Genomic DNA, 25,353 nt, shown 5'->3' with positions numbered 1-25,353 from the left:
GAAGGAAGGACACCCATGAGGAGTTTTCATGGAAGACCACTTTAGCCGGGTTCATGTCCCCTCTCGAACCGTTCAACCCCAGCAGGCGACCATCCAACACCCCAGAGGGACCGGGCGGCCACGCGCCCGTGGACGCGACGCGGCGCCGCCGCTAGGGTGCGCGGCTTCATGGATCGCCCCCCCACAGTGTTGCCCACCGCCCTTGAGATCCAGGTCAAGGCCCGGCCACTCCCGCGCCATGTGGGCATCATCATGGACGGCAACGGCCGCTGGGCCGAGCTTCGCGGCCAGCCCCGGCTGGAGGGCCACCGCGAGGGCAGCGTGAGCGTCCGGGAAGTCACCCGCGCCGCCCGCCGTGTTGGCGTCCAGGCCCTCACCCTCTACGCCTTCTCCTCCCAGAACTGGGCCCGCCCGCCGGAAGAGGTCGCCGGCCTCATGGACCTCCTGCGCGAGTACCTGGAGTCCGAGCGCGCGGAAATCCTCGACAACGGCATCCGCCTCAACGCCATCGGCGAGGTGGACAAGCTGCCCCGCTACGTCCGCGAGCCGCTGGAGCGCCTCCGGGCGGACTCCGCCCACAACACGGGCATGGTGCTCACCCTGGCGCTCTCCTACGGCGGCCGCGAGGAACTCCTGCGCGCCGCGCGCGACCTGGCTCAGGCCGCTGCCCGTGGCGAGCTGGACCCCGCGCACCTGGACGCTGATGACCTGGAGTCACGGCTGTGGACCGCCGGACTGCCGCCGGTGGACCTCATCGTCCGCACCAGCGGCGAACAGCGCATCTCCAACTTCCTGCTCTGGCAACTGGCGTACGCCGAGCTGTGCTTCACCGACGCCCTGTGGCCTGACTTCCGCACCGAAGAGTTCCTGCGCTGCCTGTCGCAGTTCCAGGGCCGCGAAAGGCGCTTCGGTCTGACGTCCGCCCAGGTCAACCGGGACGACACCCCCCAGCGGGCCAAGGCGTGAACGAGAAGAACAAGAACCTCCTCATCCGCGTTGTCACAGGCGTCACCCTCCTGCCGCTGGTGCTCCTGCTCCTGTTCCTGGGCGGGTACTCCAGCGCCATCCTCCTGGGTGCCGCCGCGGCCGTGTGCGCCGGCGAGTACTACCTCATCACGCAGAAGCGCCTGGGCGCCGCCGCCTGGGTGGGCATGGCCTTCGCCTTCGTGATGCCGCTCTTGCCGCTGCGAGACGCCGCGCGCACGGGCGAGGCCGCCTTCTGGCTGACGTCCGTCTTCTTCTTCTTCGCGTGGATCTACAACCTGTTCCGGGGCGTGCTCGCGGAGGCCCCCACCCGGGCCGCGCACCTCGTCACGGGCTTCCTCTACGGCTCCATTGGCCTCACCGCGTTGTCCGCGCTGCGCCTGCTGCCGGAAGGGCACGCGTGGGTCATCTGCGCGCTCACCATCACCTGGGCCAACGACACGCTGGCGTACTTCGCCGGCCGCTTCCTGGGGAAGCACAAGCTCTACCCCGCGGTGAGCCCGAACAAGACGTGGGAGGGCTTCTTCGGCGGCATGGTCGGCTCCGTGCTGGGCATGTTCGTCGCCAAGCTCGGCTTCTTCCCCATCTTCACCGTGTGGGACTGTGTGGTGCTGGGCATCCTGGGTGGCCTGTTGGGCCCCGTGGGTGACCTGTGCGAGTCCATGCTCAAGCGCGCGTACGGCGTGAAGGACTCCGGAAAGCTCATTCCCGGACACGGCGGCGTGCTGGATCGCATCGACGCGCTCATCTTCAATGCGCCGCTGGTGTTCGTCTATGTGCAGTTCGTGAGGCACCTGCTGCCGTAAGTGCCTGATTTCGCGCCTGCCCGCCCGCCTTGCGGCGTGCGTTGTGCGTTGTCCGCCCCGGGGGGCGCGATTACTCTTCCGGCCATGCTCCTGAACCTCGGGTACTTCATCCTCCTGCTGGGCGTGCTCGTCACGGTGCATGAGCTTGGCCACTTCCTCGTGGCCAAGGCCTGCGGAGTGAAGGTCCTCAAGTTCTCCATCGGGTTCGGACCGAAGATCATCGGCTTCACCAAGGGGGAGACGGAGTACCAGGTGGCGCTGCTGCCCCTGGGCGGCTTCGTGAAGATGGCCGGAGACCTTCCGCACGAAGAGCTCCCGCCGGAAGAGGCCGCGCGCGGCTTCCTGGCGCAGCCGCCCTGGAAGCGCGGGCTGATTGTGCTCGCGGGTCCGGCCTTCAACCTGCTGTTCCCCATCCTGGTCTACTTCTTCGTCTTCCTGGGGCCCCAGGAGACGCTGTCCACGCGCGTGGGCATGGTGTCGCCGGACATGGCCGCCGCCGCCGCGGGCGTCCGCCCCGGAGACCGCATCCTGTCCGTGGAGGGCGAGCCGGTCCGCACCTTCGACGACATGCGCGACGCGTTCGTCGGCAAGTTCAACCGCCCCGTCCCCATCACCCTGGAGCGCGACGGGCAGCAGCAGGTGGTGGAGGTGACGCCGGAGAAGAGCTCGGAGGTGTCCCCGGTGGACACCATCGAGCGCGGGATGATTGGCGTGAGCCCCTACCCGCAGCCGCCGGTGGTGGGCGTGCCGCCGACGTCCCCCGCGGCCACCGCGGGCCTGAAGAGCTTTGACCGCGTGCTGTCCGTCAACGGCGTGCACGTGCAGGACGAGGCCGCCCTCTACCGGGAGGTGGCCAAGGTGCCGGAAGGCACCCCCATGGAGCTGAGCGTGGCGCGCCTGGCCCCCGTGGACGTGGGCGCCGTCACCGGCCGGCTGCCGGAAGTGGTGAAGGTGTCCCTGCCGCGTCAGCCCGGCGAGGGCGCGGCGGCGCTGGGCGCGGAGGCGGTGGACCTCTACGTGGCGAGCGTGGCCACCGGCAGCGTGGCGGAAGGCGCGGGCATCGTTCCGGGCGACCGCATCGTCGCCATCAACGGCACGCCGCTGAAGTCCTTCAACAAGCTGGCGACGGTGCTCAACGGTCTGCAGGCCCAGCCCTTCACGCTCACCTGGCGCGGTGCCCAGGGTGAGCGCACGGAGAAGCTTGCGCAGGCGCCGCTCAAGACCCGCGACGACTACGGCCAGACGAGCGCCCCGCTGGTGTTCGGCGTGCGCCCGTGGAGCTACAGCAGCGCGGACCTGCCGCCGGTGGAGAAGGTGACCATCGACCTGGGCCCGGCCGCCGCCTTCAAGGAGGCCGCGCTCATCGTCCCGAAGATTGTCGGGCAGATGGTGCAGGTGCTGGGCGGGCTGTTCGTGGGCAAGGTGTCGCCCAGCACGATTGGCGGCCCCATCATGATGTACCAGCTGGCCGCCAAGAGCGCCGAGCAGGGCCTGGACAGCTTCCTCAACCTGATGGCCATCATCTCCATCAACCTGGGCGTGATGAACCTGCTGCCCATCCCGGTGCTGGACGGCTTCCACCTGCTGTCCGCCGCGTGGGAGGGCATCCGCCGCCGCCCCATCCCCGTGCGCGTGCGCGAGGTGGCGAACATGGTGGGCCTGGCGCTGCTCATCCTGCTGATGCTGCTGGCCGTGACCAACGACGTGACCCGCTAGCGAGGTGATGATGCGAGGACGTACCGCGCTCCTGCTGCTGGGGATGGGATTCTTCGCTGGCTGTGCGTCGCGCGCGGCGAAGCCCCAGCCGCCGGAGACCTCTTCCGGTGAAGGGGGAACGAAGGTGACGCGCCGGGAGAAGATGCCCCGCAACTACCTGGGGGAGGGCGTCGCGTCCTTCTACGGTCCCGGCCTCCACGGCCGGCCCACCGCCAGCGGGGAGAAGTTCAACCAGAACGCCCTCACCGCCGCGCACCGCACGGAGCGCTTCGGGTCGTGCGTGAAGGTGATGAACATGGAGAACGGCCGCCAGGTGGAGGTGCGCGTCAACGACCGCGGCCCCTTCGTGGACGGCCGCATCATCGACGTGTCGAAGGCCGCGGCGAAGCAGCTGGGCATGCTGGACAAGGGCCTGGCGCGCGTGCGGCTGTACCGGTGCGGCAGCGACCGCGTGTCGCAGGTGCCGGTGGAGTTCTGGGCCGTTCCGGCCTGAGTGCCTTGAAACGAAAGAAGGGATGTCGCCTGTGTTGCTCGCGCTGGACACCTCCACGCTGACGCTGTCGCTTGCCCTGGTGGAACGCCAGGGGGACGCCGTGCGCGCCGTGGAGCACGTGGTGGTGCTTCCGCCGGAGAAGCAGAGCGAGGCGCTGCCCGGCGTCGTCGGGGATCTGCTCCAGCGTCACGGCCTGAAGCTGAAGGACCTGGAGGGGCTGGCGGTGGGCCTGGGGCCGGGGTCCTTCACGGGCCTGCGCATCGGCCTGGCCACGGTGAAGGCGCTGGCGTACGCCACGGGCCTCAAGGTGGCCGGCGCGTCATCGCTGGCGGCGGTGGCGCTGGAGGGACCGGAGGGCGTGCCGCTGTTCTGCCTCGCCGTGGCGCGCAAGGACGACCTCTATCTGGGCGCCTACCGCCGCGTGGGCTTCGCCGTGGAGGCGCTGGCGCCGGAGACGGCCATGTCACCGGAGGAGGTGGCCCAGCGCATGGCCGCCGAACCGGAGGCCGTGGCCCTGGGCCCCGCGCTCGCGGACTACCGCCAGGCGCTGGAGAAGCACGGCGTCGCGCCGCACCGGCTGCTGTCCGGCCCGGCCTTCCCGTCCGCGGTGGAGGTGGGGCGGCTGGCGAGGCTGCCGGAGGCGTACTCCCAGGAGGCGCTCTTCGCCCTGGAGCCGCACTACGTCCGCGCCTCCGAGCCGGAGCGCAACCCGAAGTTCCCGCCGCTGCCGGGCCCCGCGCCCACGGCGCGGCTGAAGGAAGACTGAAGCCTCCGCCTGAAGGGCGCTTCGTCGTGCTCGCGTGGGCGGAGGCGCTGACGTAAAGGAGCGCGTCATGAGAGAGAACCTTCGGATTGCCGTGGTGGGCGCCACGGGCGTGGTGGGCCGCGAGGTGCTGGCCAATCTGTACGCGCGCGACGTGCCGATGGAGCAGGTGCGGGCCTTCGGCTCGGAGCGCTCCAAGGGCCTGGAGGTGGAGTACGGCGAGGACACGCTGGAGGTGGAGCTCGCCTCGGCGGAGGCCTTCCGGGGCATCCACGTCGTGCTGCTGGCCACGCCCGCGGAGGCGTCCCGCAAGCTGGCCCCGGCCGCGCAGGCCGCGGGCGCGTGGGTGGTGGACGCAAGCAGCGCCTTCCGGAACGACGGCAACGTGCCGCTCATCCTCCCGGGCTTCAACACGGAGGCCCTGGGGCCGGGCTTCAGCTTCAAGGGCCGGGTGGTGAGCCTTCCGGGCATCGTCACCAGCGCCACCGTGCACCTGGTGGAGCCGCTGCGCCGCGCGTTCGGCGTGGTGCGCGCGCAGGTGACGGCGCTGATGGGCGCCTCCAGCGCGGGCGTGCGCGGCATCTCCGAACTGGAGAAGCAGACCGCGGACCTGTTGTCTGGCCGCGAGCCGGAGCCGCAGGTCTTCCCGCACCGCGTGGGCTTCAACCTGGTGCCCCAGGTGGGCGGCTTCATGGTGAACAGCCCGTGGACGGAAGAGGAGGGCGGCTGGACGCTGGAGGCCGCGCGCCTGTTCTCCGCCCTGGGCGAGACGCCCGTCCTGGCCGGCACCGCCGTGCAGGTGCCCACCTTCCACGGCCACGGCCTCACCGTGAACGTGCAGCTGAAGAAGCCGGGCCCCGTGGAGCAGGTGCGCGCCGCGCTGAAGACGTCTCCCTCCCTCAAGGTGCTGGATGCCCCCGGCGAGCGCATCTACCCCATGCCCATGCTGGTGATGAGCGACCCGGCCGTCCACGTGGGCCGGGTGCGCGCCTTCCCCCAGGCCCCGGAGTGGGTGACGCTCTTCGCGTCCGTGGACAACGCCGGCCGGGCCGCCGCCCACCTGGTGGACGCGGGCCTCAAGCTGGCGGAACGCCCCTCCTGACATTTTGGCAAAGCCCCCGGGGGCACCTTGCCTGTTTGGCGCGCGAACCCGGGGTTTTCCTTGGGAAACAGGCCGTCTGGACGGGGCTTGAGGGTGGCCCCGCCCTTGCTAGCTTCCAGCCCATCCATGCGCCTTCCCTTCATTGGCCTCTTGCTCTTCGCGTCCACGGCCGTGGCCCAGACGGGGCCCACGGTGCAGTTCACGAGTTCGTCCACCGCCACGAACAACACCGTCACGGTGCCCAAGAGTGAATGTGGCCAGGAGCGCCGCTTCAGTTGGCAGCGCAGCGGGAGTGCTTGTGAGGACTCGATCTATCTCTACGTGACCACGGGGTCCTGCGGCACGCGGCCCGCGTCCACGGACCTGGTCCTGGCTTCGCTCGACTCGGCCAACACGGCGACGAACGGCGTCGTGGACTTCACCGTGGGAGAGGCGCTCGCCGCGCGCGGCGGCAACTCGGACGCGGGCACCGTGACGACGTGCGACACCCAGGACACGGAGATCTCCTTCAAGCTGTGCGCGTCCGCGCGGCGGCTGGGCGGCAGCCTGGGGCTGGATTGCCAGGAGACCTTCTCCAACGTGGGCAGCCCCCCCTTCGTGGTGAAGTACGACCCGCAGCCGCCCGCCACGCCCAGCATCGCCAAGGTCATCGCCCGGGACTCGGCGCTGTCGGTGCAGGTGGATGGCGCGGAGGCGAACTCCACCGTCGTGGTGGAGGCGGCGAGGGTGGCCACGGCGGGCTCGGATGACGCCGGGACGGATGAGGATGCCGGTACGGACACCGATGCCGGGACGGACACCGATGCCGGGACGGACGTGGACGCGGGCACGGAGGACGGCGGGCAGGGGCTGGTGGGCGCGCTGGCGCTGGAGGGCACCACGGGGCCGGTGACGCGCGTCACCAAGGCATCCGGCGAGGGCAACGTCGTCGTCAACGGCCTCACGAATGGCGTGACGTACCGGCTCCAGGCGACCATCATCGACACGGCGGGCAACGTGAGCACGGGGTCCGCCCAGGTGGATGCGACGCCCGTGAAGAGCAATGGTTTGTTCGATGCCTATGTGGAAGATGGCGGTCAGGAGCGCGGCGGGTGTGCCGCGACCGGCGGCGGCATCGCGGGTGGCGCGGTGCTGGCCGCCCTGGGCATCTGGCTGTCGTCTCGGAGGAAGGTGTCATGAGCAGCACGGCTGTGGGCCTGGGAGTCGCGGCGCTTCTCTTGGCGGTACCGGCGGTGGCGCAGGAGGTGACCATCCCCACGCGCTCTCCGCGCACGGGCGCGGTCATCTTCCGCGCGGGCGGCTACAAGCCGCGCATCGACACCGAGAAGGCCCTGAACGGCAACACGCCGTACAAGGACACCTTCGGTGACACGTCGCTGCTGCTCGTCGAGGGGGAGCTCCAGCGCTTCTTCTACCAGGGCATCGGCACGGCGGGCCTGGGCCTGGGCCTGGGCTACGGGGAGAAGTACGCGGACGCCAAGCTGGATGACGGCTCGGCGGCGGCGGACAAGGCGGCGCTGAAGGTGCTGCCCATCCAGCTCAACGCCTTCTACAAGTTCGACTACGCGGCCTTCCGCTGGGGCATCCCGCTGGTGCCGTACGCCAAGCTGGGGCTCATCTACTCCCCCTGGTGGATGACCAAGGGCAGCGCCACGGAAGAGGTGGAGGGCAGCAAGGGCAGCGGCGGCAAGTGGGGCTGGGGAGGCACCGCCGGCGTGTCGTTCCTCCTGGACGTGCTGGAGCCGCGCTTCGCGCGCGACTTCGACTCGGACCTGGGCGTGAACCACTCGTACCTCTTCGCCGAGTACACGCATGCGGATGTGAACAACTTCGGCGGCGAGGGCCTGAACCTGGGCAGCCGGCGCTGGATGTTCGGTCTGGCGTTGGACTACTAACCGAAAGGCCCATGGCCTCCCGACCGCGCGCGCACCCGTCCCCGCTTCCGTTCCTCCTTCTCCTGGCCGCCGTGGGCCTGGGAGCCTCCGGCTGCCGGGGGCTGAGGGCGGACCTGGGACCGGAGCGCACGCTGGAGGCGGGAGTGCCGGAGGCCTTCGGCTCCACCTCCCCGAAGGCGCCCTCCATCACCTGGGACTTCGGGGACGGCACGCCGCCCCAGACGGTGCCGGGCGTCCGCCACGCGTGGGCCACCGCCGGCCGCTACACCGTGCGGGCGCTGGACGGGGACAAGGAGCTGGCCCGGGTGGTGCTCACCGTGGTGCCGCGCCCGGTGCTCCGCGCGGTGCCCGAGGACGCGCAGACCGTGCTGTGGGTGCCCCGTCTGCGCGGCAACGTGGAGGGGTTGGTGAACTTCTACGGGCGGCTGGTGGGCGAGGGCAACATGCGCCAGACGCTGGCGGACACGCCGCTCGTGCCGCTGCTGCTGCGCAGCCTGGGGCCCGGTCCCTCGGAGGTGGACCCCGAGGAGGGGTTCGGCTTCTTCCTCCTTCCGGACTTCGACGGCGTGGTGGCGCTCCTGGGCGTGACGGACTCGCGGGCGGCGCTCGCGGCCGTGGTGCGGGAGCTGCGGAGCGCCGGCCACCGGGTGCTGCCCCGTGAGGACGGCAGCGCGCGCGTGGAGCCGGTGGACGGTGGCAACGCCATGCTGCTCTTCGCGGACCGGGGCTACGTGTACCTCGCGGTGCCGGATTCGCCGGACGCGCCGGAGCCCGGGGAGACGGTGAAGGCGCTGGCGGTGGCGGAGTCTCCGGACGTGGAACTCGTGCGCCGCAAGGTGGAGGCGCTGTCCGGGCCGGGCATCTCCGAGAACGCGCTCCTGGCGGAGCTGCGCGGCAAGGTGCGCGACGGCAGCGTGTTCCTCTTCTCCGCGCCGCCGGTGCCGGAGGCGGAGAAGGAGGACATGCCGGTGCGCGGCTTCTTCGGCGCGCTCGCGGTGCAGGCGGACCAGGCGGAGCTGGACGGCTTCCTGGCCTCGTCCCGGCCGCTGTTGGGCGGCGCGCGGGGGCCGGCGTCGCAGCTGCTGGGACGCGCGGCGGTGGGGCCGGTGGCGGCGGCGCAGCTGTCGGTGCCTCCGGAGGAGCTGGCGCGGCTGGTGTTCGGCTCGCCGGAGTCGCCCCGGCGGCAGCGGACGCTGGAGCGCTGGCGCAAGCAGGGGCTGGACGCGGAGCCGCTTCTCAAGGCGCTGCGCGGCGACGTGACGATGCTCGTCTACTTCGACGCGGCGGCCTTCTTCCGGAGCTTCATCCAGGACCAGCGCCCCGCGCCCAAGGGGACGGTGGTGATGGAGGCGGGCCTCGCGTCCGTGCCGCCGGTGCTCCAGCTCATCCAGAAGCAGCTGCAGGACAACGGGCTCGTCTTCCAGAAGGAGGCGCAGGGCAACACCACGCGCTTCCGCACGCGGCTCATGGAGCAGCCGGTGTCGCTTTCGCTCACCCCGGAGCGCGCCACGCTGGAGGCGGGCGAGGTGCTCAACGGCCGCGAGCTGGGGGACGTGGGCAAGACGCTGCGCACGCGCTTCGGCGCGGAGGCGTTCGGGCCGGGCCACCTGTCGCTGATGGTGGACATGGGGCAGCTGCGGGCGGACCTCGCCGGGGTGCGCTCGGTGCCGGGCGTCGCGACGGCGAAGCTCCTGATGAGCCAGCTCTTCGTGACGGCGCTCCTGGAGAAGTTCACCCCCTTCGAGTACGGGTTCCTCGACTTCTCCCCGGTGGACGGCGGCGGGCGGCTCCAGGGCCGCGTCGTGCTGCGCGAGCGCTAGGGACACGCAAGCAGGAGGCAGGCCATGTCCGTCACGGTGCTGTACTTCGCCGCGGCCCGCGAGCGCGCGGGCCTGTCCCGCGAGTCGTTGGACGTGCCGCCCGGGGCGCGCGTCTCGGACGTGCTCGCGCTGCTCGCCTCGAAGCATCCGCCGCTGGCGCCGCTCCTGCCGCACCTGCGCGTGGCGGTGCAGCAGCAGTTCGTGGGGCTGGACTCACCGGTGGCGCCGGACGCGGAGCTGGCGTTGATTCCGCCCGTGGCCGGTGGGGCGCCGCGCCTCTTCTCCGTGGTGGGCCGGCCGCTCCAGCTCGCGGAGGTCGTGGACGCGGTGGCCTCGCAAGGGGCGGGCGGGCTGGTGACGTTCTCCGGCGCCGTGCGCGACCAGACGAAGGGCCGGCGCGTGCTCCGGCTGGAGTACGAGGCCTACGCGCCCATGGCGGAGGCGAAGCTCACGGAGATTGGCGACGAGGTGGCGCGCACGTGGCCGGGGACGCGGTTGGCCATCATGCACCGCGTGGGCACGCTGGTGCCGGGCGAGCTGGCCGTCGTCATCGCCGCGGCCTCCGCGCACCGCAAGGAGGCCTTCCTGGGCTGTGAGTACGCCATCGAGCGGCTCAAGCAGGACGTGCCCATCTGGAAGAAGGAGTACTTCGAGGACGGCGAGGTCTGGGTGGGCCTGGGGCCCTGAGCCCGCGTCCTAGCGCACGCCGAAGCTCGCCGGGACGGTGACACGCACGCCGCCGTCCTGCTGTTGCGTGGCGCGCTCGGCTTCCGTCATGGGCTTCATCGGCTTGTCCAACCCCATGGCCTTGCGCCGCGCCTCTTCCTTGTCGTGGGCCACCTGCAGCGCCCGCGCGTTGTTCGCGGCCATGCGCGCCGGATCCGGCCCCATGACGAGGAAGGCGACGGGCGCGCTCAGGAAGAGGATGGCCACCGTGATGAGCCAGGCCACGTCCCGCACGCGGAAGCGCCCCGCGCGCTCCTTCACCACCGACGGCTGCAGCAGCAGGTTCAGCTCGCCCTCCACGAGGCGCAGCGTCATGCCCTCGCACAGCTCCACCGCGGTGCGGCCCGGGGCGCCCGTCAGCTCGTCGGGGCCCACCGGTTGGAAGTCGTGGCCCTTGAGGCTCTTCTCCACGCGGGCGGACGGCGGCACGTGGATGCGCCAGCCCTTCGGAGTGCGTTCGGCGAGGAGGAAGGGCTCCTCCGGCAGCGTGAAGCCGTAGAGGGGCAGGGGGGCTTTTTCGTCGGGCGCGGCGTGGACCTGGCCCAGCTCGGGGCCATAGCTCCAGGCCTCCGCCAGGGAGGTGCCCCAGTACAGCTCGCAGAAGAGTCCGCCGTCCGCCACGGAGGCGGAGGGCGCGGAAGGCGTGGGCATGTCGGGCCGGAGCATAAGGCCTTGGCCGCCGCCCGGCCCGGCTTCGTGAGGCTGGACGTCCCCTGGACGACGGGCGGCCTGCTGCTCAGGCGCCCGTCAGGTCCTTGAGCAGCGCCTCCAGCGTCTCGAAGTGCAGCGGCTTCACCAGGTGCGCGTCGAAGCCCGCGGCCTTGGAGCGCTGGCGGTCGGACTCCTGGCCGTACCCCGTCACCGCCACCAGCTTGAGGGGACGGGGCTCCTCCTGCTGGCGCAGCAGGCGGGCCAGTTCGTAGCCGTCCATCACCGGCAGGCCGATGTCCAGGAGCGCGATTTCAGGGCGGAACTCCTTCGCCGCCTCCAGGCCGCTGGGGCCGTCGTAGGAGACGCGCGTCGTGCAGCCCAAGAACTCCAGGGACTCGGAGAGCACGTCCGCCGCGTCCCGGTTGTCGTCCACGATGAGCACGCGCGCGCTCACGGAGGTGGGCTCCTGGGGGACGAGCGCGCCGGGCTGCGGCGTGGGCAGCGCGGCGGGGGCTTCCGCCTCCAGCGCGGGCAGGCGCACGGTGAAGGTGCTGCCGCGGCCGCGGCCCGCGCTGTGCGCGCTGATGGCGCCTTCGTGCAGCGTCACCAGGCTCCGCGCGATGGCGAGCCCCAGTCCCAATCCGCCCTGCGAGCGGTCCAGGGCCTGATGCTCCTGCACGAAGAGGTCGAACACGCGTGGCAGCATCTCCGGCGCGATGCCCACGCCGGTGTCGCGCACGCTGAGGACGAGCTCGCGGCCCTCGCGCGTGCCCGTCACGGCCAGGAAGCCGCCCGGCTCCGTGTACTTGGCGGCGTTGGTGAGCAGGTTGGCGAACACCTGCGCCAGGCGCGTGGGGTCGCCGTTCAGGTCCATGCCGCGGTCAGGCAGGTCCACCTCCAGCGTGTGCTGGCGCTGGTCGATGAGCGGGCTGATCTGCTCGATGGCCTTCGCCACCACGTCGGTGAGCGTGACGCGCTCGCGCTTGAGGGTGACCTTGCCCCGGGTGACGCGGCTGACGTCCAGCAGGTCGTCCACCATGCGCACCAGGTGCGTCACCTGCCGCTCGATGAGCGTGCGCTCACGCACCGCCGCCGTTTCACCCCTCAGGCGCATCAGCTGGAGCGCGGTGAGGATGGGGGCCAGGGGATTGCGCAGCTCGTGGCCGAGCATCGCGAGGAACTCGTCCTTGGCGCGGTTGGCGGCCTCCGCCTCGCGGCGCGCGGTGGCCAGCTCCGTCACGTCGAAGGCGACCACGATGATGGACTCCACCTGGCCCTTCGCGTCGCTCATGGGCTGGTAGACGAAGTCGAAGAACACCTCGCGCGCGGACTGGTCCGGGCCGTCGTTGAAGACGACGCGCAGGGAGCGGCCGATGTACGGCTCGCCCGTGGTGAAGACGCCGTCCAGCAACTCGTAGATGCCCTGGCGCGCCAGGTCCGGCAGGGCGTCGCGGATGGCCTTGCCCGTCACGTCCCGGTTGGCGACGAGCTTGAGGTAGTTCTGGTTGGCGAACTCGAAGACGTGCTCCGGGCCGCGCAGGATGGCGATGCCCACGGGCGTGTGCTGGAAGATGCGCGCCAGCCGCTCGCCGTGCGCGGCCTCCAGCTTGCGCAGCCGGGAGCGCGTGAGCTGCGCGGTGACGCGCGCGAGCAGGTCGCGGGTGGAGAAGGGCTTCACCAGGTAGTCATCCGCGCCAGCGTTGAGGCCCTCTTCCTGGGCCTCCTCGCCCGCGCGGGCGGACAGCAGGATGACGGGCACCGTGCGGGTGCGCTCGTCCGCGCGCAGGGCCTGGAGCAGCCCGAAGCCGTCCAGCCGGGGCATCATCACGTCGGACAGGATGAGGTCCGGAGGCCGGGCGAGCGCGGCCTGGAGCGCGGACTCTCCGTCCGCCACCGCCTCCACCGTCCAGTGCGCGCCGAGCAGCCGGCCCACGTATTCGCGCATGTCCGCGTTGTCGTCCGCGAGCAGCACGCGCCCGCGCTCCTCCATCCCCAGCGACGCCGGGTCGAGGGTTGGGGGCGTCCCGTGGTCATTGGCCGGCGGGGATGGCATGTCCGTCAGCCAGCCGAGCGCGTCGCGCACGTAGGGGTCCGCGCCCGCGGGCAGCGAGCGTTGGCTCTTCGCGGACGTCACGTGCTCCGGCGGCAGGTGGGCGAAGCCCGTGGGGATGCACACGGTGAAGGTCGTGCCGCGCTCCAGCTCGCTCTGGACGGTGAGGGTGCCGCCGTGCAGCCGCACCAGCTCATGCACCAGCGCCAGGCCGATGCCGGAGCCTTCGTGGGAGCGCGCGCGGGCGCCGTGCACGCGGTGGAAGCGCTCGAAGAGGCGGGGCAGCTCGTGCGCGGGGATGCCGGTGCCGGTGTCGGTGACGCGCAGCTCGATGTGCCCGTCCTTCAGCGCCTGCGCCACGGTGATGGTGCCGGTGAAGGTGAACTTCAGCGCGTTGGAGACGAGGTTGAGGACGATCTTCTCCCACATCTCGTGGTCCACCCAGGCCGGCTCCGGCAGAGGCGGACAGTCCACGTCGAGCACCAGGCCCGCGCGCTCGATGGCGGAGCGGAAGGCGCTGGCGAGCCCGGCGGTGAGGGCGGCCAGGTCGGTGGGCTCGTAGGCGGCGCGCACGCGCCCGGCCTCGATGCGCGCGAAGTCCAGCAGCGTGTTGACCAGCTTGCGCAGGCGCACGGCGTTGCGGTGCACCGTCTCCAGCGGGTCGCCCTGGAGTGTTCGCTCGGGACTGGCGAGCGCGTCCTCGGTGGGACCCAGGAGCAGCGTGAGCGGCGTGCGCAACTCGTGGCTGATGTTGCTGAAGAAGGCCGTCTTCGCGCGGTCCAGCGCGGCGAGTTCCTCCGCGCGCTGACGCTCTGCCTGGTAGGCGCGCGCGTTGGCGACCGAGGCCGCGACCTGCTCGGCGGTGGCCTGGAAGAAGGCGTGATAGCTCGCGTCGAGCAGCCGCCGGGGACTGACGCCGCCCACGAGGAAGCCGGACGGCCGGGACTGGCCGGGCTGCGTCAGGGCGCGCACCACGGCGAGCGATGGCGGCGTGTTCCAGCGGCCGCCGGGCAGGGCGTGGAGGTGCTGCCCCAGGTCCTTCACGATGACGGAGTCACCGGTGCGGGCGGCCTCGGCGAAGGGCCAGTCGGTGCCGGACTCGGAGGAGAGGGACTGCTGCGTGGGCAGCGCGGCCAGGACGGTGTCGGGCAACCGGCTGCTGCCCGCGAGGCGCGCGGTGTCGCCGTTCGCGTCCAGCAGGTAGAGCAGGGAGAACGGCAGGTCCAGGTCGTTGCCCGCGAGCACGTCCAGGCTGGTGAGGCAGGCCTGCTCCGGGGACTTCGCGTCGGCGGAGCGGGCCGCCAGGTCGCGCAGCATGCGCAGCTGCCGGTCGAACTGCACCTCCTGCGTCGTCTCCCGCACGGTGACGAGCACGCCGCCCACGCCGCCCTGCTCGTCGGGGATGGGGCTGTACGAGAACGTGTGGAACGTCTCCTCGACGAACCCCCGGCTGTTGAGGAACAGCGCCAGGTTCTCGCTCCAGGTGGCGGGGCCGCCATTGAGCACGCCCCGGGCCATGGGGCCGACGACGTCCCAGATCTCCGACCAGATGGTCTCGCCCGGCGCGCCCAGGGAGCCGGGGTGCTTGCGGCCCAGCACCGGACGGTACGCGTCGTTGTAGACCTGGATCATCTCCGGGCCCCACCACATGAGCATGGGGAACCGGTTGTGGAGGACGACGCCCACCATCGTCTTCAGGCTGACGGGCCAGTCGCGTGACGGACCCAGCGGCGTGCGCGACCAGTCCAACGAGCGCACCAGTTCACCCATCTCACCGCCGCCCGCGAAGTGGCGCTCCTCGGAAGGGGGGATGACGGGGGGCGGGGGCTGGATCATGCGGATCTCTGATGGGCGGCGCGAGGTGGCAGAAGCCTTGGGCTTCTATTGGCGCACACGCGGTCGTGCAATCACCGAGGTGGATTGCGACCGTGCGGCACCTGCCATCCAACAATGGCTCCGCTTCCTGGAAGGAGGGCAGTGGAGCAGGCGGACGGACGCCTCAGGGAGGCAACGGCGTCACGACGCGCGCCGGTTGCGCGGACGTCCCCGCGTCCAGAGGCGCGACGGCGGACGCGGACGTCCCTGCATCCAGAGGAGTAACGGTGGACACGGACGTCCCTGCATCCAGAGGCGCAACGGCGGACACGGATGTCCCTGCATCCGGCTGCGCGGTGGCGGACACGACCGTGCCTGCGTCCTGCACCTTGGGGACGACAACGGTCGCGGACGTCCCGGCATCTGGAACCGCGGGCGCCACGGCCACGGGTTTCGGCGCCACCGGCGCGGGGCTCGCCACCGCGAGGACGCCCGCATCCAGGACGACAGTCGCGGGCGTGGCGACGGGCGCGACAGCGGGGGCCTTCACGCCAGGGGGAGGAGCCTCTGACGACGGCAGCGCGCGGCGGATCTCCGCGCCCGCCGTGGCCACGATGCCAATGGACAGGAAGAGGAACCCGGCCGTCTGCGCCACCGTCTCCACGCGAGGCGGGATGCGCCGGCCACTCACCGCTTCGATGGCGAGCAGCAGCACCCGGCCGCCATCCAGTCCCGGCACCGGCACCAGCGTCAGCATCGCCAGCGCCACGGACGCCGCCACCAGCGCGCGCACCAGCGCATCCGTCCCGGACGCGGTGGACGACGCGACGTCGGACGACTCCTGGCGCATCATCGCGCCCGGCCCGGCCTTGCCCGCGACCTCCGGCCCGCGCACCATCGCCACCAGCGTGGACAGCGCCTCGGACGCCACGCGCCCGGTGTGCACCAGCGACTGGGTGAACGCCTCTCCAGGCGCGTGCGTGCGGAACACGTACTGCTGGCTCACGCCGATGCGCCCCGCGCCGCGCTCGTCCGCCCGGGGCCTCACCGTCACCGTGCGCGGCTCGCCGTGCCGGTCCACCGAAAGCTCCAGCTGCCCGCCCACCCCGTCCGCCACCCGCGCGACGAAGTCGGACCAGCTCGCCAGCGGCTTGCCGGCCACGGCCACCAGCTTGTCTCCGGGCAACAGCTGCGCCCGCGCCGCCTCCGAACCCGGCAGCACCGTGCCCACCGTCAGCGGCACCACCACGTGCGTCCCGGACGAATACAGCGCGAACAAGAGCCCCAGCGCGACCGCGTAGTTCGCCAGCGGCCCCGCCAGGATGATGGCCATCCGCTTGAGCGGCCCCAGCGTGCCGAACCCGGACGTGTCCTCCTCCGCGGAGCGGTGCGGGTTCATCCCTTGAAGATTGGCGGACGCGCCCAGCGGCACCGCGCCCAGCACGAACTGCGTCCCGCCCAGCCGGAACGACAGCAGCGGCGGCCCGAAGCCCACGGTGAAGCGCGGCACCCGCACGCCCAACAGGCGCGCGGCCACCAGGTGCCCCAGCTCATGGACGATGAGCAGCGCTCCGAGCGCCAGGAGGACGAACAGGTAGTGCATCCGTGGAGGCCCGTCCTACGCCTACAGCTTGCGGCGCTTCCCGGTGCGCTTGTACGTCAGGTAGTCGGACAGGATGGTGCCGTGGTCGAAGCACAGGTCCTTGGGCAGCGCGTCCACGGTGAACGTCTTCGCCTCCGCCGCGTCGTCCGCGCCCACCGGCTCGCCCGTCGCCTTCGCGATGAACACCGTCGAAATCGTGTGCAGGCGCGGGTCGCGCTTCGGATCCGAATAGCTGAAGAACTGCTCCTCCAGCGTCACGTCCAGGCCCGTCTCCTCCTTGGCCTCGCGGATGGCCGCTTTGTCCAGGGGCTCACCTTCGTCCACGAAGCCGCCCGGCAGCGCCCAGCCCACCGGCGGGTTCGCGCGGCGGATGAGCACGATGCGCTCTCCGGACAATTCGATGATGCAGTCCACGGTGGGTTTGGGGTTGCGGTATTCAGGCATGGCGTCGCACTCTACCCAAAGCCCCCTGGCGAGCGCCCGTTCCGGATGCCTCCCGTGGGCGATGGTGCGTGCCGTGTCTACCCTGCGACGCCTCAGCCTCACCGCCCTCCTGGCCTCCACCCTGGCGGGCTGCCTGCCCTACAGCCAGAACGAGGGCGTGTACGAGCTCATCCCCACGGAGACGCTGCGCGACGACTGCGACCTCCTGGCGAAGTTCCAGGGCAACCTCCAGTTGAATCTTCAAATCGCCGGACGCGTGGTGCGCGCGGACTTCGGCGTGGAGAACATGCAGCTGCTCGGCTACGTCCTGGAGGACGGCGAGGCCTTCACCGCCGATGGCAGCGTGGCCAACGTCAGCACCACCGTCGACGGGACGAATGAGTGCCTGCTCGACCAGGTCCGCGTGCACCTGGACGCGACCACCGTGTGCGCCACGAAGTTCAGCGGGCAGATGCGGCTGGCCTACGACGCCAACAACAACACGGACTGCACCTGCGAGCTGTGGATCCGCTTCGACGGCGTTCAGGGGAACACCCGCTGCGAAGGGAACCCTTGAGATAGCGAGAAGGGCTTCCTACAACATGGGGGCTGTTCCCACGCTCCAGCTGGAGGAACGCCCATGGCAGACCCGCAGGAAATCGTCTCGGTCCTGACCGAGTCCCGCGTCTTCCCCCCGCCCGAGGACTTCTCCCGGCGGGCCCACATCCGCGACATGCAGGACTATCAGCGGCTGTGGGACGAAGCCGCGAAGGATCCGGACAAGTACTGGGGCGACCGCGCCCGCGAGGAGCTCTACTGGAAGGAACCCTTCCAGACGGTGCTGGACTGGAAGCCGCCCCACGCGCGCTGGTTCGTCGAGGGGAAGACCAACCTCGCCTACAACTGTCTGGACCGGCACCTGCCGAAGCTCAAGGACAAGCCCGCCATCCTCTTCGAGGGCGAGCCGGGCGACCGCCGCACCCTCACCTACGGAGAGCTGTCCCAGCAGGTGAACCGGCTGGCCAACGGGCTCAAGTCGCTGGGCGTGAAGAAGGGCGACCGCGTGGGCATCTACCTGCCCATGGTGCCGGAGGCCGCCGTCGCGATGCTGGCGTGCGCGCGGCTGGGCGCGGTGCACTCGGTGGTGTTCGGCGGCTTCTCCGCGGAAGCGCTCCAGGACCGCATGAAGGACGCGGGCGCCAAGGTGCTGCTCACCGCGGACGGCGGCTGGCGCAAGGGCGCGGTGGTGCCGCTGATGAAGAACGTGGAGGCCGCGCTCCCGAACGCTCCCAGCATCGAGAAGGTCATCGTCCTCACCCGCACCGGTGACGGCAAGCTGCCCGAAGGTCCGAAGTTCCTGGCCTGGGACGCGCTGGTGAAGGGCCAGTCCGACGTCTGCGAGCCGGAGTGGGTGGAGAGTGAACACCCGCTGTTCATCCTCTACACGTCCGGCTCCACCGGGAAGCCCAAGGGCGTGCTGCACACCACGGCCGGCTACGCGATGAACGCGTCGCTCACCACGCGCTGGGTGTTCGACCTGCGCGATGACGACGTCTACTGGTGCACCGCGGACGTGGGCTGGGTGACGGGCCACACGTACGTCGTCTACGGCCCGCTGATGAACGGCGTCACCACCATCATCTACGAGGGGGCGCCCACGCAGCCGGGCCCGGACCGCTTCTGGGACATCATCGAGCGCTACAAGGCCACCATCCTCTACACCGCGCCCACCGCCATCCGCGCCTTCATGCGCCTGGGCGACGAACCGGTGAAGAAGCACAACCTGACCTCGCTGCGCCTCTTGGGCAGCGTGGGCGAGCCCATCAACCCCGAGGCGTGGATGTGGTACCGCGACGTCATCGGCGGGGGGCGCTGCCCGGTCGTGGACACGTGGTGGCAGACGGAGACGGGCAGCATCATGGTTTCACCGCTGCCCGGCGCCACGCCCACCAAGCCCGGCTCCGCCACGTTCCCGCTGCCCGGCATCCACGCGGAGATTCTCGACCGCGACGGCAAGCGCGTGCCCAAGGGGCAGGGTGGGCTGCTCTTCGTGACGAAGCCCTGGCCGTCCATGCTGCGCACCGTGTACGGGGACCCGGAGCGGTACGTGAACACGTACTTCAGCGAGCTGCCCGGCATGTACTTCACCGGCGACGGCGCGCGCACGGACGCGGACGGCTACGTGTGGCTGATGGGGCGCGTGGACGACGTGGTGAACGTGGCGGGCCACCGCCTGGGCACCGCGGAGGTGGAGAGCGCGCTCGTGGCGCACCCGAAGGTGTCCGAGGCCGCCGTGGTGGGCCGCCCGGATGACCTGAAGGGCACGGCGCTCGTCGCCTTCGTGACGCTCAAACAGGGCAACGCGCCTTCGGAAGCGCTCAAGAAGGAGCTGGCCGTGCACGTGGGCAAGGAGATTGGCGCCATCGCGCGGCCGGATGTCATCCGCTTCGCGGAAGGGCTGCCCAAGACGCGCTCCGGGAAGATCATGCGCCGGCTGCTGCGCGACGTGGCCGCGGGCAAGCAGTCCTCGCAGGACACCACCACGCTGGAGGACCTCAACGTGCTGGCGGCGCTGCGCCAGAACGACGAGTAGCCGCCAGGTACCGCAAGCCGGCCGTCCCCTAGGCGTCCTTCGGGCCCTTCTGGGGGCGGCCGTGCTTGTCCTTCACCTGCTCGCGGTCCGCCTTGCTCCACCAGATGCGGGAGCTCCACAGGGCGGGGCCGAGCACGACCGTGAGGACGAAGAACACCACCAGGCCCACCACGATCTCCGTCACGGTTTCCTCCAAAGGGAGCCCTGGGGTTCGGAACGCCCCGGGCAGGAAAAGGCAACCCTAGCGTCCCCTCACGGCGGGTGCCATCCAACGTGGGGGCCGGGAAGTAGCGCGGGGCTCAACGGCCATCGGCTTCTCGCATGGCGTCATGCGGCAGGGCTGCCGGGGCCCGGGCGCTCGGGTGCCGGGCAACCTGTCTGGGCGGGCAGCGGGCGGCGGTCCTGCTAGATTGCGCCGCCATGAACCGATTCCCTTCGACCCTCTTCACCGCGCTGCCGCTGACGGCGGTGCTCGTCGCCCCCGTTGTCGCGGACGCCTGCACCAGCATGCTGGTGACGAAGGGCGCCACGACGGACGGCTCCACGTTCATCACCTACGCGGCGGACGCGCACGAGCTGTACGGCGAGCTGTACTACACGCCCGCCCGCCGCCACGCGGCCGGCTCCATGCGCGACGTCATGGAGTGGGACACCGGCAAGTTCCTGGGCCGCATCAAGCAGCCGGCCACCACCTATTCGGTGGTGGGCAACATGAACGAGCACCAGCTGTCCATCAGCGAGTCCACCTTCACGGGCCGCAAGGAGCTGGAGGGGCCCTCGGGCATCATCGACTACGGCTCGCTCATCTACATCGCGCTGGAGCGCTCGAAGACGGCGCGTGAGGCCATCCAGGTGATGACGGACCTGGTCGCCGAGTACGGCTACGCGTCCACCGGTGAGACGTTCTCCATCGCCGACCCCAAGGAGGCGTGGCTCCTGGAGATGATTGGCAAGGGCGAGGGGCAGAAGGGCGCGGTGTGGGTGGCCCGCAAGCTGCCGGACGGCTACATCTCCGCGCACGCCAACCAGTCGCGCATCCGCCAGTTCCCGCTCAACGACAGCGCCACCACGCTGTACTCGCCGGACGTCATCTCCTTCGCGCGCGCGAAGGGCTGGTACACGGGCGCGGACAAGGACTTCAGCTTCGCGGACACGTACCACCCGCTGGACTTCGGCGGGCAGCGCTTCAGCGAGGCGCGCGTGTGGAGCATCTTCCGCCGCGCGGCCCCGTCCCAGAAGCTGGGCGTGGAGTTCGCGGACGGCGCGGACACCACGAAGCGGCTGCCCCTGTGGGTGAAGCCGGACAAGAAGGTGTCCGTGCAGGACGCCATGGCGCTCATGCGCGACCACTTCGAGGGCACGCCGCTGGACATGTCCAAGGACGTGGGCGCGGGGCCCTATGCGGTGCCCTACCGCTGGCGCCCCATGACGTGGGACGTGGACGGCAAGAGCTACGTGCACGAGCGCGCCATCTCCACGCAGCAGACGGGCTTCTCCTTCGTCGCGCAGATGCGCTCCACGCTGCCGGACGCCATTGGCGGAGTGCTCTGGTTCGGCGTGGATGACACCTTCACCACCGTCTACACGCCCATGTACGCGGGCATCCGGCAGGTGCCGAAGAACTTCTCCCAGGGCGTGGCCAGCCGCGGCGAGTTCTCCTGGGACTCGTCCTTCTGGGTCTTCAACTGGGTGTCGAACCAGGCCTACGGGCGCTGGAGCGACATGATTGTCGACGTGCAGAAGGCGCAGGGGGACCTGGAGGGCCAGTTCCTGGCGGACCAGGCCAACATCGAGAGCATCGCGCAGGTGCTCTACAAGCGGACGCCGGAGCAGGCCCGCCAGTACCTCACCGAGTACTCCCTGCAGCAGGGCGACAAGGTGCACGCGCGCTGGCGCAAGCTGGGTGAGCAGCTGCTCGTGAAGTACATCGACGGCAACGTGCGCGACAACACGGGCAAGGTGGGCCACCCACGCTACCCGGACGCGTGGTACCGCCGCATCGCGGCTGACAACGGCAAGATCCTGGAGTCGCACGAGAAGCCGGAGCCGAAGCCCGCCGCCCCCGCCGCGCCGGCCCAGCCCGCTGCTCCCGCGCAGCCCGCGGCCCCGAAGCCCACGGTCGCTCCGGCGCCCTGAAGCACCGGTAAAACCCGGGCGCGCGGTGTCCGTCCTGGCCCCGCGCGCCGGGCTCGCACGTTCTCGCGTGTGTCGGTGGATGGCTTGTGGCAGTGAGGGCGCGGGCGGCAGGCACGCCCGTGCCCGGAGGACGGTTCCTTGAGTGACGCCCCCACCGCGACGGCCCTTCCGTTCCGGGATGACGAACTGACGGACTTCCTCGTGCGGACCAGCCGCACGTTCGCGCTCGCCATCCCGCTGCTCGACGAGCCGCTGCGCCGCGAGGTGGGCCTGGGCTACCTGCTGTTGCGCGTCGCCGACACGCTGGAGGACGCCGCTCCCTGGACGCGCGACGAGCGGCGGGAGGCGCTGGCCGCCTTCGAAGCCCTGCTCCAGGAGAAGCCGGGCACGGACGCCGGGGCGTTGTCGCGCGAATGGCTGTCGCGCCGCCCCAGCGAGAACGCGGGCTACCTGGACCTGCTCGCGCGCACGCCCACGCTGCTGGCGAGCCTGGACGCCCTGCGCCCGGAGGCCGGCGCCATCCTGCGCCACTTCGTGCTGAAGACGGTGCAGGGCATGGGGCAGGTGCTGGCCGGTGCGTCCGAGGACGGACTGTTGAAGCTCGGGTCGCTCCAGTCCCTGCGTGACTATTGCTACATCGTGGCGGGACTGGTGGGGGAGCTGCTCACGGAGCTGTTCGTCCTGGATCCGCGCCTCGCGCTGTACGCGCCGAACCTGCGCTCGCTGGCCCCGCTGTTCGGAGAGGGGCTCCAGCTGGTCAACATCCTCAAGGACGCGCGCCAGGACCGGAAGGAGGGCCGCGTGTGGCTTCCGGACGGCGTGCAGCTCCAGGACGTGGAGCAGCTCGCGGGCCAGGACCTGATCGCCGCGGCGCGCTACGTGCGCTCGCTGTTCCTGGCGGGAGCGCCCCGGGACATGCTCGCCTTCACCACGCTGCCGCTGCTCCTGGCCCAGGCCACCCTGGAGCTGCTGGTGCGCGACGGCGCGGGCGCCAAGGTGTCGCGCGCGGTGGTGACCGCCCAGATGATGACCCTCCACGCCGCGCTCGAACGGGGCACGCTCCCCGAAGCCGTGGAGGCGCTCGCCGGGCCCATGCCGGGCGGCCCCTGAAAAGCGTTGACCGGGAAGCAACTCCAGGGCGTCCGCGCCGGATAATTCCGGTGCAGGTGTTCCCCCTCTGGAGTCGTGTCCCCCATGAACTGCGCCCGCTCCACACCGGCGGTCATCGTCTACTTCCCCGCGCGTTCGGAGAGCTCGCCTCCGCGGGTGCAGCGCCGGGCGGTCCAGGTGGAGCGGCGGGGTGGGGGGCTGCCGTTCGCCGCCACGCGTCAACGCGGCCTGTGGACCTTCCAGACGTCGGCGGGGCCGGAGCGGTGGCTGCCCGGGCGGGTGCGCGGCAAGGACCGGATGCAGGCGTTCCTGGTGGACGTGCTGGGCTTCGGCGCGGTCATCCAGACGTATGACGTGTCGGCGGACACGCGCAGCGACTCGCTCCCCGGGCACCCGGACTTCGCGAAGAACTTCGACCTGTTCCTGCACCACTACGCGGGCGCGCTGCTCAAGCAGGCGGCTCCGGAGGTGGCCTTCGCCCGCGCGCTGGGGCAGGTGGTGATGCTCAACGGCCAGCAGTGGGCCGGGCTGGGCTTCACCCTGACGGACGCCGGCCAGCGGCTGGTGGACGCGTGGCTCGCGGAGCAGGGCGTGGTGCTCGGCCCTACCGCCTGAGCCCGGTCGTCCGCCTGCTTCCAGAGGGAGCCTCGGGAGACCCTGGGCGGACGGCGGGAGTCCGGATATGGGTAGGGCGATGACTGCCCTGGCCTACCCCATGCCGCTGTGTGTCGCGCCGATGATGGACTGGACGGACCGGCACTGCCGGTACTTCTTCCGGCTCATCTCCCGTCACACGCTGCTCTACACGGAGATGGTGACCACGGGCGCGGTGCTGCATGGCAAGCGCGACCGCCTGCTGGGCTTCACGCCCGCCGAGCACCCGGTGGCCCTTCAGCTGGGCGGCTCGGAGCCCGCGGACCTGGCCGCCTCCGCGCGCATTGGCGAGGAGTGGGGCTACGACGAGATCAACCTCAACGTGGGCTGCCCCAGCGACCGCGTGCAGTCCGGCCGCTTCGGCGCGTGCCTGATGGCGGAGCCGGACCTCGTCGCGCGCGGTGTCGCCGCCATGCGCGAAGCGGTGCGCATCCCCGTGACGGTGAAGTCGCGCATCGCCATCGACGACCTGGAGGAGTGGTCCACGCTGGAGGACTTCGTGAAGCGCGTCTCCGCCGCGGGCTGCACGCGCTTCATCGTGCACGCGCGCAAGGCGTGGCTGCAGGGCCTGTCTCCCAAGGAGAACCGGGACGTGCCGCCCCTGCGCTACGACCTGGTGCACCGGCTCAAGGCCGAGTACCCGCACCTGGACATCAGCCTCAACGGCGGCATCAAGACGCTGGACGCGGCGGCGGAGCACCTGGGCCGCGTGGACGGCGTGATGATGGGCCGCGCGCCCTACGAATCCCCGTACCTGCTGGCGGACGCGGACCGGCGCTTCTTCGGGAGCACGCAGGCGCCCCTCACGCGGCACGAGGTGGTGGACGCGATGCTGCCGTACATCGAAACGCAGATGAGCCAGGGGGCGCCGCTGGGCGCCATCACCCGGCACATGCTGGGCCTCTTCCAGGGACTGCCCGGCGCGCGAGCCTGGCGCCGGCACCTGAGCGAGAACGCCCACAAGGACGGCGCGAGCCCGGAGGTGGTGCGCACCGCCGCCGCGAAGGTGCCGCGCGACGCCGACCTCCAGGCCGTGGCCTGATTCAGCGCTTGGGCACGGTGGTGCAGCACCCGGAGCGCGCGCAGCGGACCCAGCCCTGGTTCTGGCAGAGCTGATCATTCGTGCACGCGGGGCCCTGGCCCGGCTGTCCGCAGGTGGAGGACGGGCCGCCTCCGCCCCCGCCGCTGTCGAAGGGCACCGCGGCCTGGATCTTCACCATGGGGCAGCGGGGCTGCGGGCCATTGCCCGCGCAGTTGTTGGAGGCGCCGCTGGTGACGTTCGTCGGGCACGCCATGGGCGCCGAGGGGCGCAGTTGATCATCCACGGAGAAGCAGACGCCGACCTCCAGGAGGTTGCATTTCGGGTCGCAAGAGAAGGCGACGCTGTCGCGCTGTCCGAACGCGGCGCGCAGGTTCTCCAGCGCCACGCTCCCGCCGACGTTGTCCGTGAGCGCGGCCGGAGTTCCCTGGTCGCCCGGCAATGACAGCAGCGCGTCGATGGTGCTCTGGAAGTAGGTCCGGGCGTCCATTCCCGTGCAGCTGCCGTGCTTGGGCCACTCGTGGTTCGCGAGGAAGTAGTTGTCCGTGATGAAGCCCGGCCCGTAGGTGCCCATGGCGTGTGGAATCGTGGCGGGGTCGGGGAAGCACTTCGAAGGGGCATTGCTGCCCTGGCATTCGCAGAGCCCGCCGCAGAATGCCGGATAGGTGCAGTTGAGCTCTCGCGCCTCCTCGTCGTTGAACTGGGGCCACAGTCCGTGGATCGTGAGGTGCGTCGCGCCGAAGGTGCCTTCCAGGTGCTCGCACTCCTCCTTGTCCGGATGGGTCCGGCAGAAGGTGGGGGCCCACGTCAGCGCGAGCAGGTACGTGCCGAAGCGCGGCGTGGCGCACGCGCCCCCGTCCTGCGCGCTGGCATCACCCTTGAAACAGTTGCAGGCGGTGGCCTGGGGCCGGCCGAACTCGAACTCGATGGCTTCCGGCTTCGCCAGGTGGAGCGGCCGGGCGGTGGCCGTGGGC

The 25,353-nt window shown here is 71.0% G+C and carries 22 protein-coding genes; 16 read left to right on the top strand and 6 right to left on the bottom strand.

Annotation, left to right across the window (positions count from 1 at the left end; all coding sequences use genetic code 11):
• The first annotated feature begins 168 nt into the window (after positions 1-168).
• The 10 genes from uppS (at position 169) to D7V77_RS24850 (ending at position 10,266) form a co-directional block, all read left to right on the top strand.
• Positions 169-966 carry a polyprenyl diphosphate synthase gene (uppS, locus tag D7V77_RS24895; protein WP_120578794.1) on the top strand — a complete coding sequence of 266 codons (798 nt, stop codon included), beginning with the start codon at positions 169-171 and terminating at the stop codon, positions 964-966.
• A complete protein-coding gene (locus D7V77_RS24890; RefSeq protein ID WP_120578791.1) occupies positions 963-1,790 on the top strand; it encodes a phosphatidate cytidylyltransferase in 828 nt (275 codons plus the stop codon). Before uppS ends, D7V77_RS24890 begins: the two co-directional genes overlap by 4 nt.
• A gap of 84 nt (positions 1,791-1,874) precedes the next feature.
• The gene (gene rseP / locus D7V77_RS24885; RefSeq protein WP_120578790.1) at positions 1,875-3,506 is read left to right on the top strand and encodes an RIP metalloprotease RseP; all 1,632 of its coding nucleotides are present in this window, start codon (positions 1,875-1,877) and stop codon (positions 3,504-3,506) included.
• 10 nt (positions 3,507-3,516) lie between these two features.
• Positions 3,517-3,999, top strand: a complete 483-nt coding sequence (locus D7V77_RS24880; protein ID WP_120578793.1) for a septal ring lytic transglycosylase RlpA family protein — start codon at positions 3,517-3,519, stop codon at positions 3,997-3,999.
• Positions 4,000-4,021: 22 nt separating this feature from the next.
• Entirely contained in the window at positions 4,022-4,765 is a 744-nt protein-coding gene (tsaB, locus tag D7V77_RS24875) for a tRNA (adenosine(37)-N6)-threonylcarbamoyltransferase complex dimerization subunit type 1 TsaB (protein WP_120578789.1), read from the top strand.
• Positions 4,766-4,832: 67 nt separating this feature from the next.
• Positions 4,833-5,864 carry an aspartate-semialdehyde dehydrogenase gene (locus tag D7V77_RS24870; RefSeq protein WP_120578788.1) on the top strand — a complete coding sequence of 344 codons (1,032 nt, stop codon included), beginning with the start codon at positions 4,833-4,835 and terminating at the stop codon, positions 5,862-5,864.
• A gap of 126 nt (positions 5,865-5,990) precedes the next feature.
• Positions 5,991-7,043, top strand: a complete 1,053-nt coding sequence (locus D7V77_RS24865; RefSeq protein WP_120578787.1) for an MXAN_2561 family MXYO-CTERM-anchored protein — start codon at positions 5,991-5,993, stop codon at positions 7,041-7,043.
• Positions 7,040-7,759, top strand: coding sequence for an MXAN_2562 family outer membrane beta-barrel protein (locus tag D7V77_RS24860; protein ID WP_120578786.1), 720 nt, complete (start codon positions 7,040-7,042; stop codon positions 7,757-7,759). The genes D7V77_RS24865 and D7V77_RS24860 overlap by 4 nt, the downstream gene beginning before the upstream one ends.
• Positions 7,760-7,770: 11 nt before the next feature.
• A complete protein-coding gene (locus D7V77_RS24855) occupies positions 7,771-9,579 on the top strand; it encodes a PKD domain-containing protein (protein WP_120578785.1) in 1,809 nt (602 codons plus the stop codon).
• Positions 9,580-9,603: 24 nt separating this feature from the next.
• Entirely contained in the window at positions 9,604-10,266 is a 663-nt protein-coding gene (locus tag D7V77_RS24850; RefSeq protein WP_120578784.1) for a molybdenum cofactor biosynthesis protein MoaE, read from the top strand.
• A 9-nt stretch (positions 10,267-10,275) separates the two neighbouring features.
• Here the strand turns inward: D7V77_RS24850 and D7V77_RS24845 are convergent, their stop codons facing one another.
• The 4 genes from D7V77_RS24845 to D7V77_RS24830 all read right to left on the bottom strand — a co-directional run bounded on the left by D7V77_RS24845 (position 10,276) and on the right by D7V77_RS24830 (position 16,868).
• Positions 10,276-10,956: a hypothetical protein gene (locus D7V77_RS24845; RefSeq protein WP_120578792.1), complete on the bottom strand. Its 681-nt coding sequence runs from the start codon at positions 10,954-10,956 to the stop codon at positions 10,276-10,278.
• An 85-nt stretch (positions 10,957-11,041) separates the two neighbouring features.
• A complete protein-coding gene (locus D7V77_RS24840; RefSeq protein WP_120578783.1) occupies positions 11,042-14,842 on the bottom strand; it encodes an ATP-binding protein in 3,801 nt (1,266 codons plus the stop codon).
• 163 nt (positions 14,843-15,005) lie between these two features.
• Entirely contained in the window at positions 15,006-16,424 is a 1,419-nt protein-coding gene (locus D7V77_RS24835; RefSeq protein ID WP_120578782.1) for an RIP metalloprotease, read from the bottom strand.
• Positions 16,425-16,445: 21 nt separating this feature from the next.
• Positions 16,446-16,868, bottom strand: a complete 423-nt coding sequence (locus D7V77_RS24830; protein ID WP_120529920.1) for an NUDIX hydrolase — start codon at positions 16,866-16,868, stop codon at positions 16,446-16,448.
• 73 nt (positions 16,869-16,941) lie between these two features.
• Here D7V77_RS24830 and D7V77_RS24825 point away from each other — a divergent pair, with 73 nt between their 5' ends.
• Together D7V77_RS24825 and acs are read left to right on the top strand one after the other, a co-directional pair.
• Positions 16,942-17,424 (top strand): hypothetical protein, encoded by a 483-nt coding sequence (locus D7V77_RS24825; RefSeq protein ID WP_233597204.1) that lies wholly within the window; start codon positions 16,942-16,944, stop codon positions 17,422-17,424.
• Positions 17,425-17,487: 63 nt separating this feature from the next.
• The gene (gene acs / locus D7V77_RS24820) at positions 17,488-19,440 is read left to right on the top strand and encodes an acetate--CoA ligase (RefSeq protein ID WP_120578780.1); all 1,953 of its coding nucleotides are present in this window, start codon (positions 17,488-17,490) and stop codon (positions 19,438-19,440) included.
• Positions 19,441-19,468: 28 nt separating this feature from the next.
• Here acs and D7V77_RS43850 read toward each other — a convergent pair whose 3' ends face one another.
• Positions 19,469-19,624 carry a hypothetical protein gene (locus D7V77_RS43850; RefSeq protein ID WP_158624492.1) on the bottom strand — a complete coding sequence of 52 codons (156 nt, stop codon included), beginning with the start codon at positions 19,622-19,624 and terminating at the stop codon, positions 19,469-19,471.
• 236 nt (positions 19,625-19,860) lie between these two features.
• Here D7V77_RS43850 and D7V77_RS24815 point away from each other — a divergent pair, with 236 nt between their 5' ends.
• From D7V77_RS24815 to dusA, 4 genes are all read left to right on the top strand, one after another.
• Positions 19,861-21,576 carry a dipeptidase gene (locus tag D7V77_RS24815; RefSeq protein WP_120578779.1) on the top strand — a complete coding sequence of 572 codons (1,716 nt, stop codon included), beginning with the start codon at positions 19,861-19,863 and terminating at the stop codon, positions 21,574-21,576.
• Between the two features lie 138 nt (positions 21,577-21,714).
• Positions 21,715-22,686, top strand: a complete 972-nt coding sequence (locus tag D7V77_RS24810) for a squalene/phytoene synthase family protein (protein ID WP_120578778.1) — start codon at positions 21,715-21,717, stop codon at positions 22,684-22,686.
• 84 nt (positions 22,687-22,770) lie between these two features.
• Positions 22,771-23,301, top strand: coding sequence for a hypothetical protein (locus D7V77_RS24805; protein WP_120578777.1), 531 nt, complete (start codon positions 22,771-22,773; stop codon positions 23,299-23,301).
• 79 nt (positions 23,302-23,380) lie between these two features.
• Positions 23,381-24,382: a tRNA dihydrouridine(20/20a) synthase DusA gene (gene dusA / locus D7V77_RS24800; protein ID WP_120578776.1), complete on the top strand. Its 1,002-nt coding sequence runs from the start codon at positions 23,381-23,383 to the stop codon at positions 24,380-24,382.
• 1 nt (position 24,383) lies between these two features.
• On the opposite strand, the gene D7V77_RS24795 is transcribed toward dusA, so the two are convergent.
• A partial coding sequence (locus D7V77_RS24795; protein ID WP_199733860.1) for a hypothetical protein occupies positions 24,384-25,353 on the bottom strand: 970 nt, incomplete at its 5' end.

The organism is Corallococcus sp. CA041A, assembly GCF_003612075.1.
GTDB lineage: Bacteria > Myxococcota > Myxococcia > Myxococcales > Myxococcaceae > Corallococcus > Corallococcus exiguus.
The sequence above is the reverse complement of the archived record's forward strand: the minus strand, read 5'-3'. Positions and strand labels throughout refer to the sequence as shown.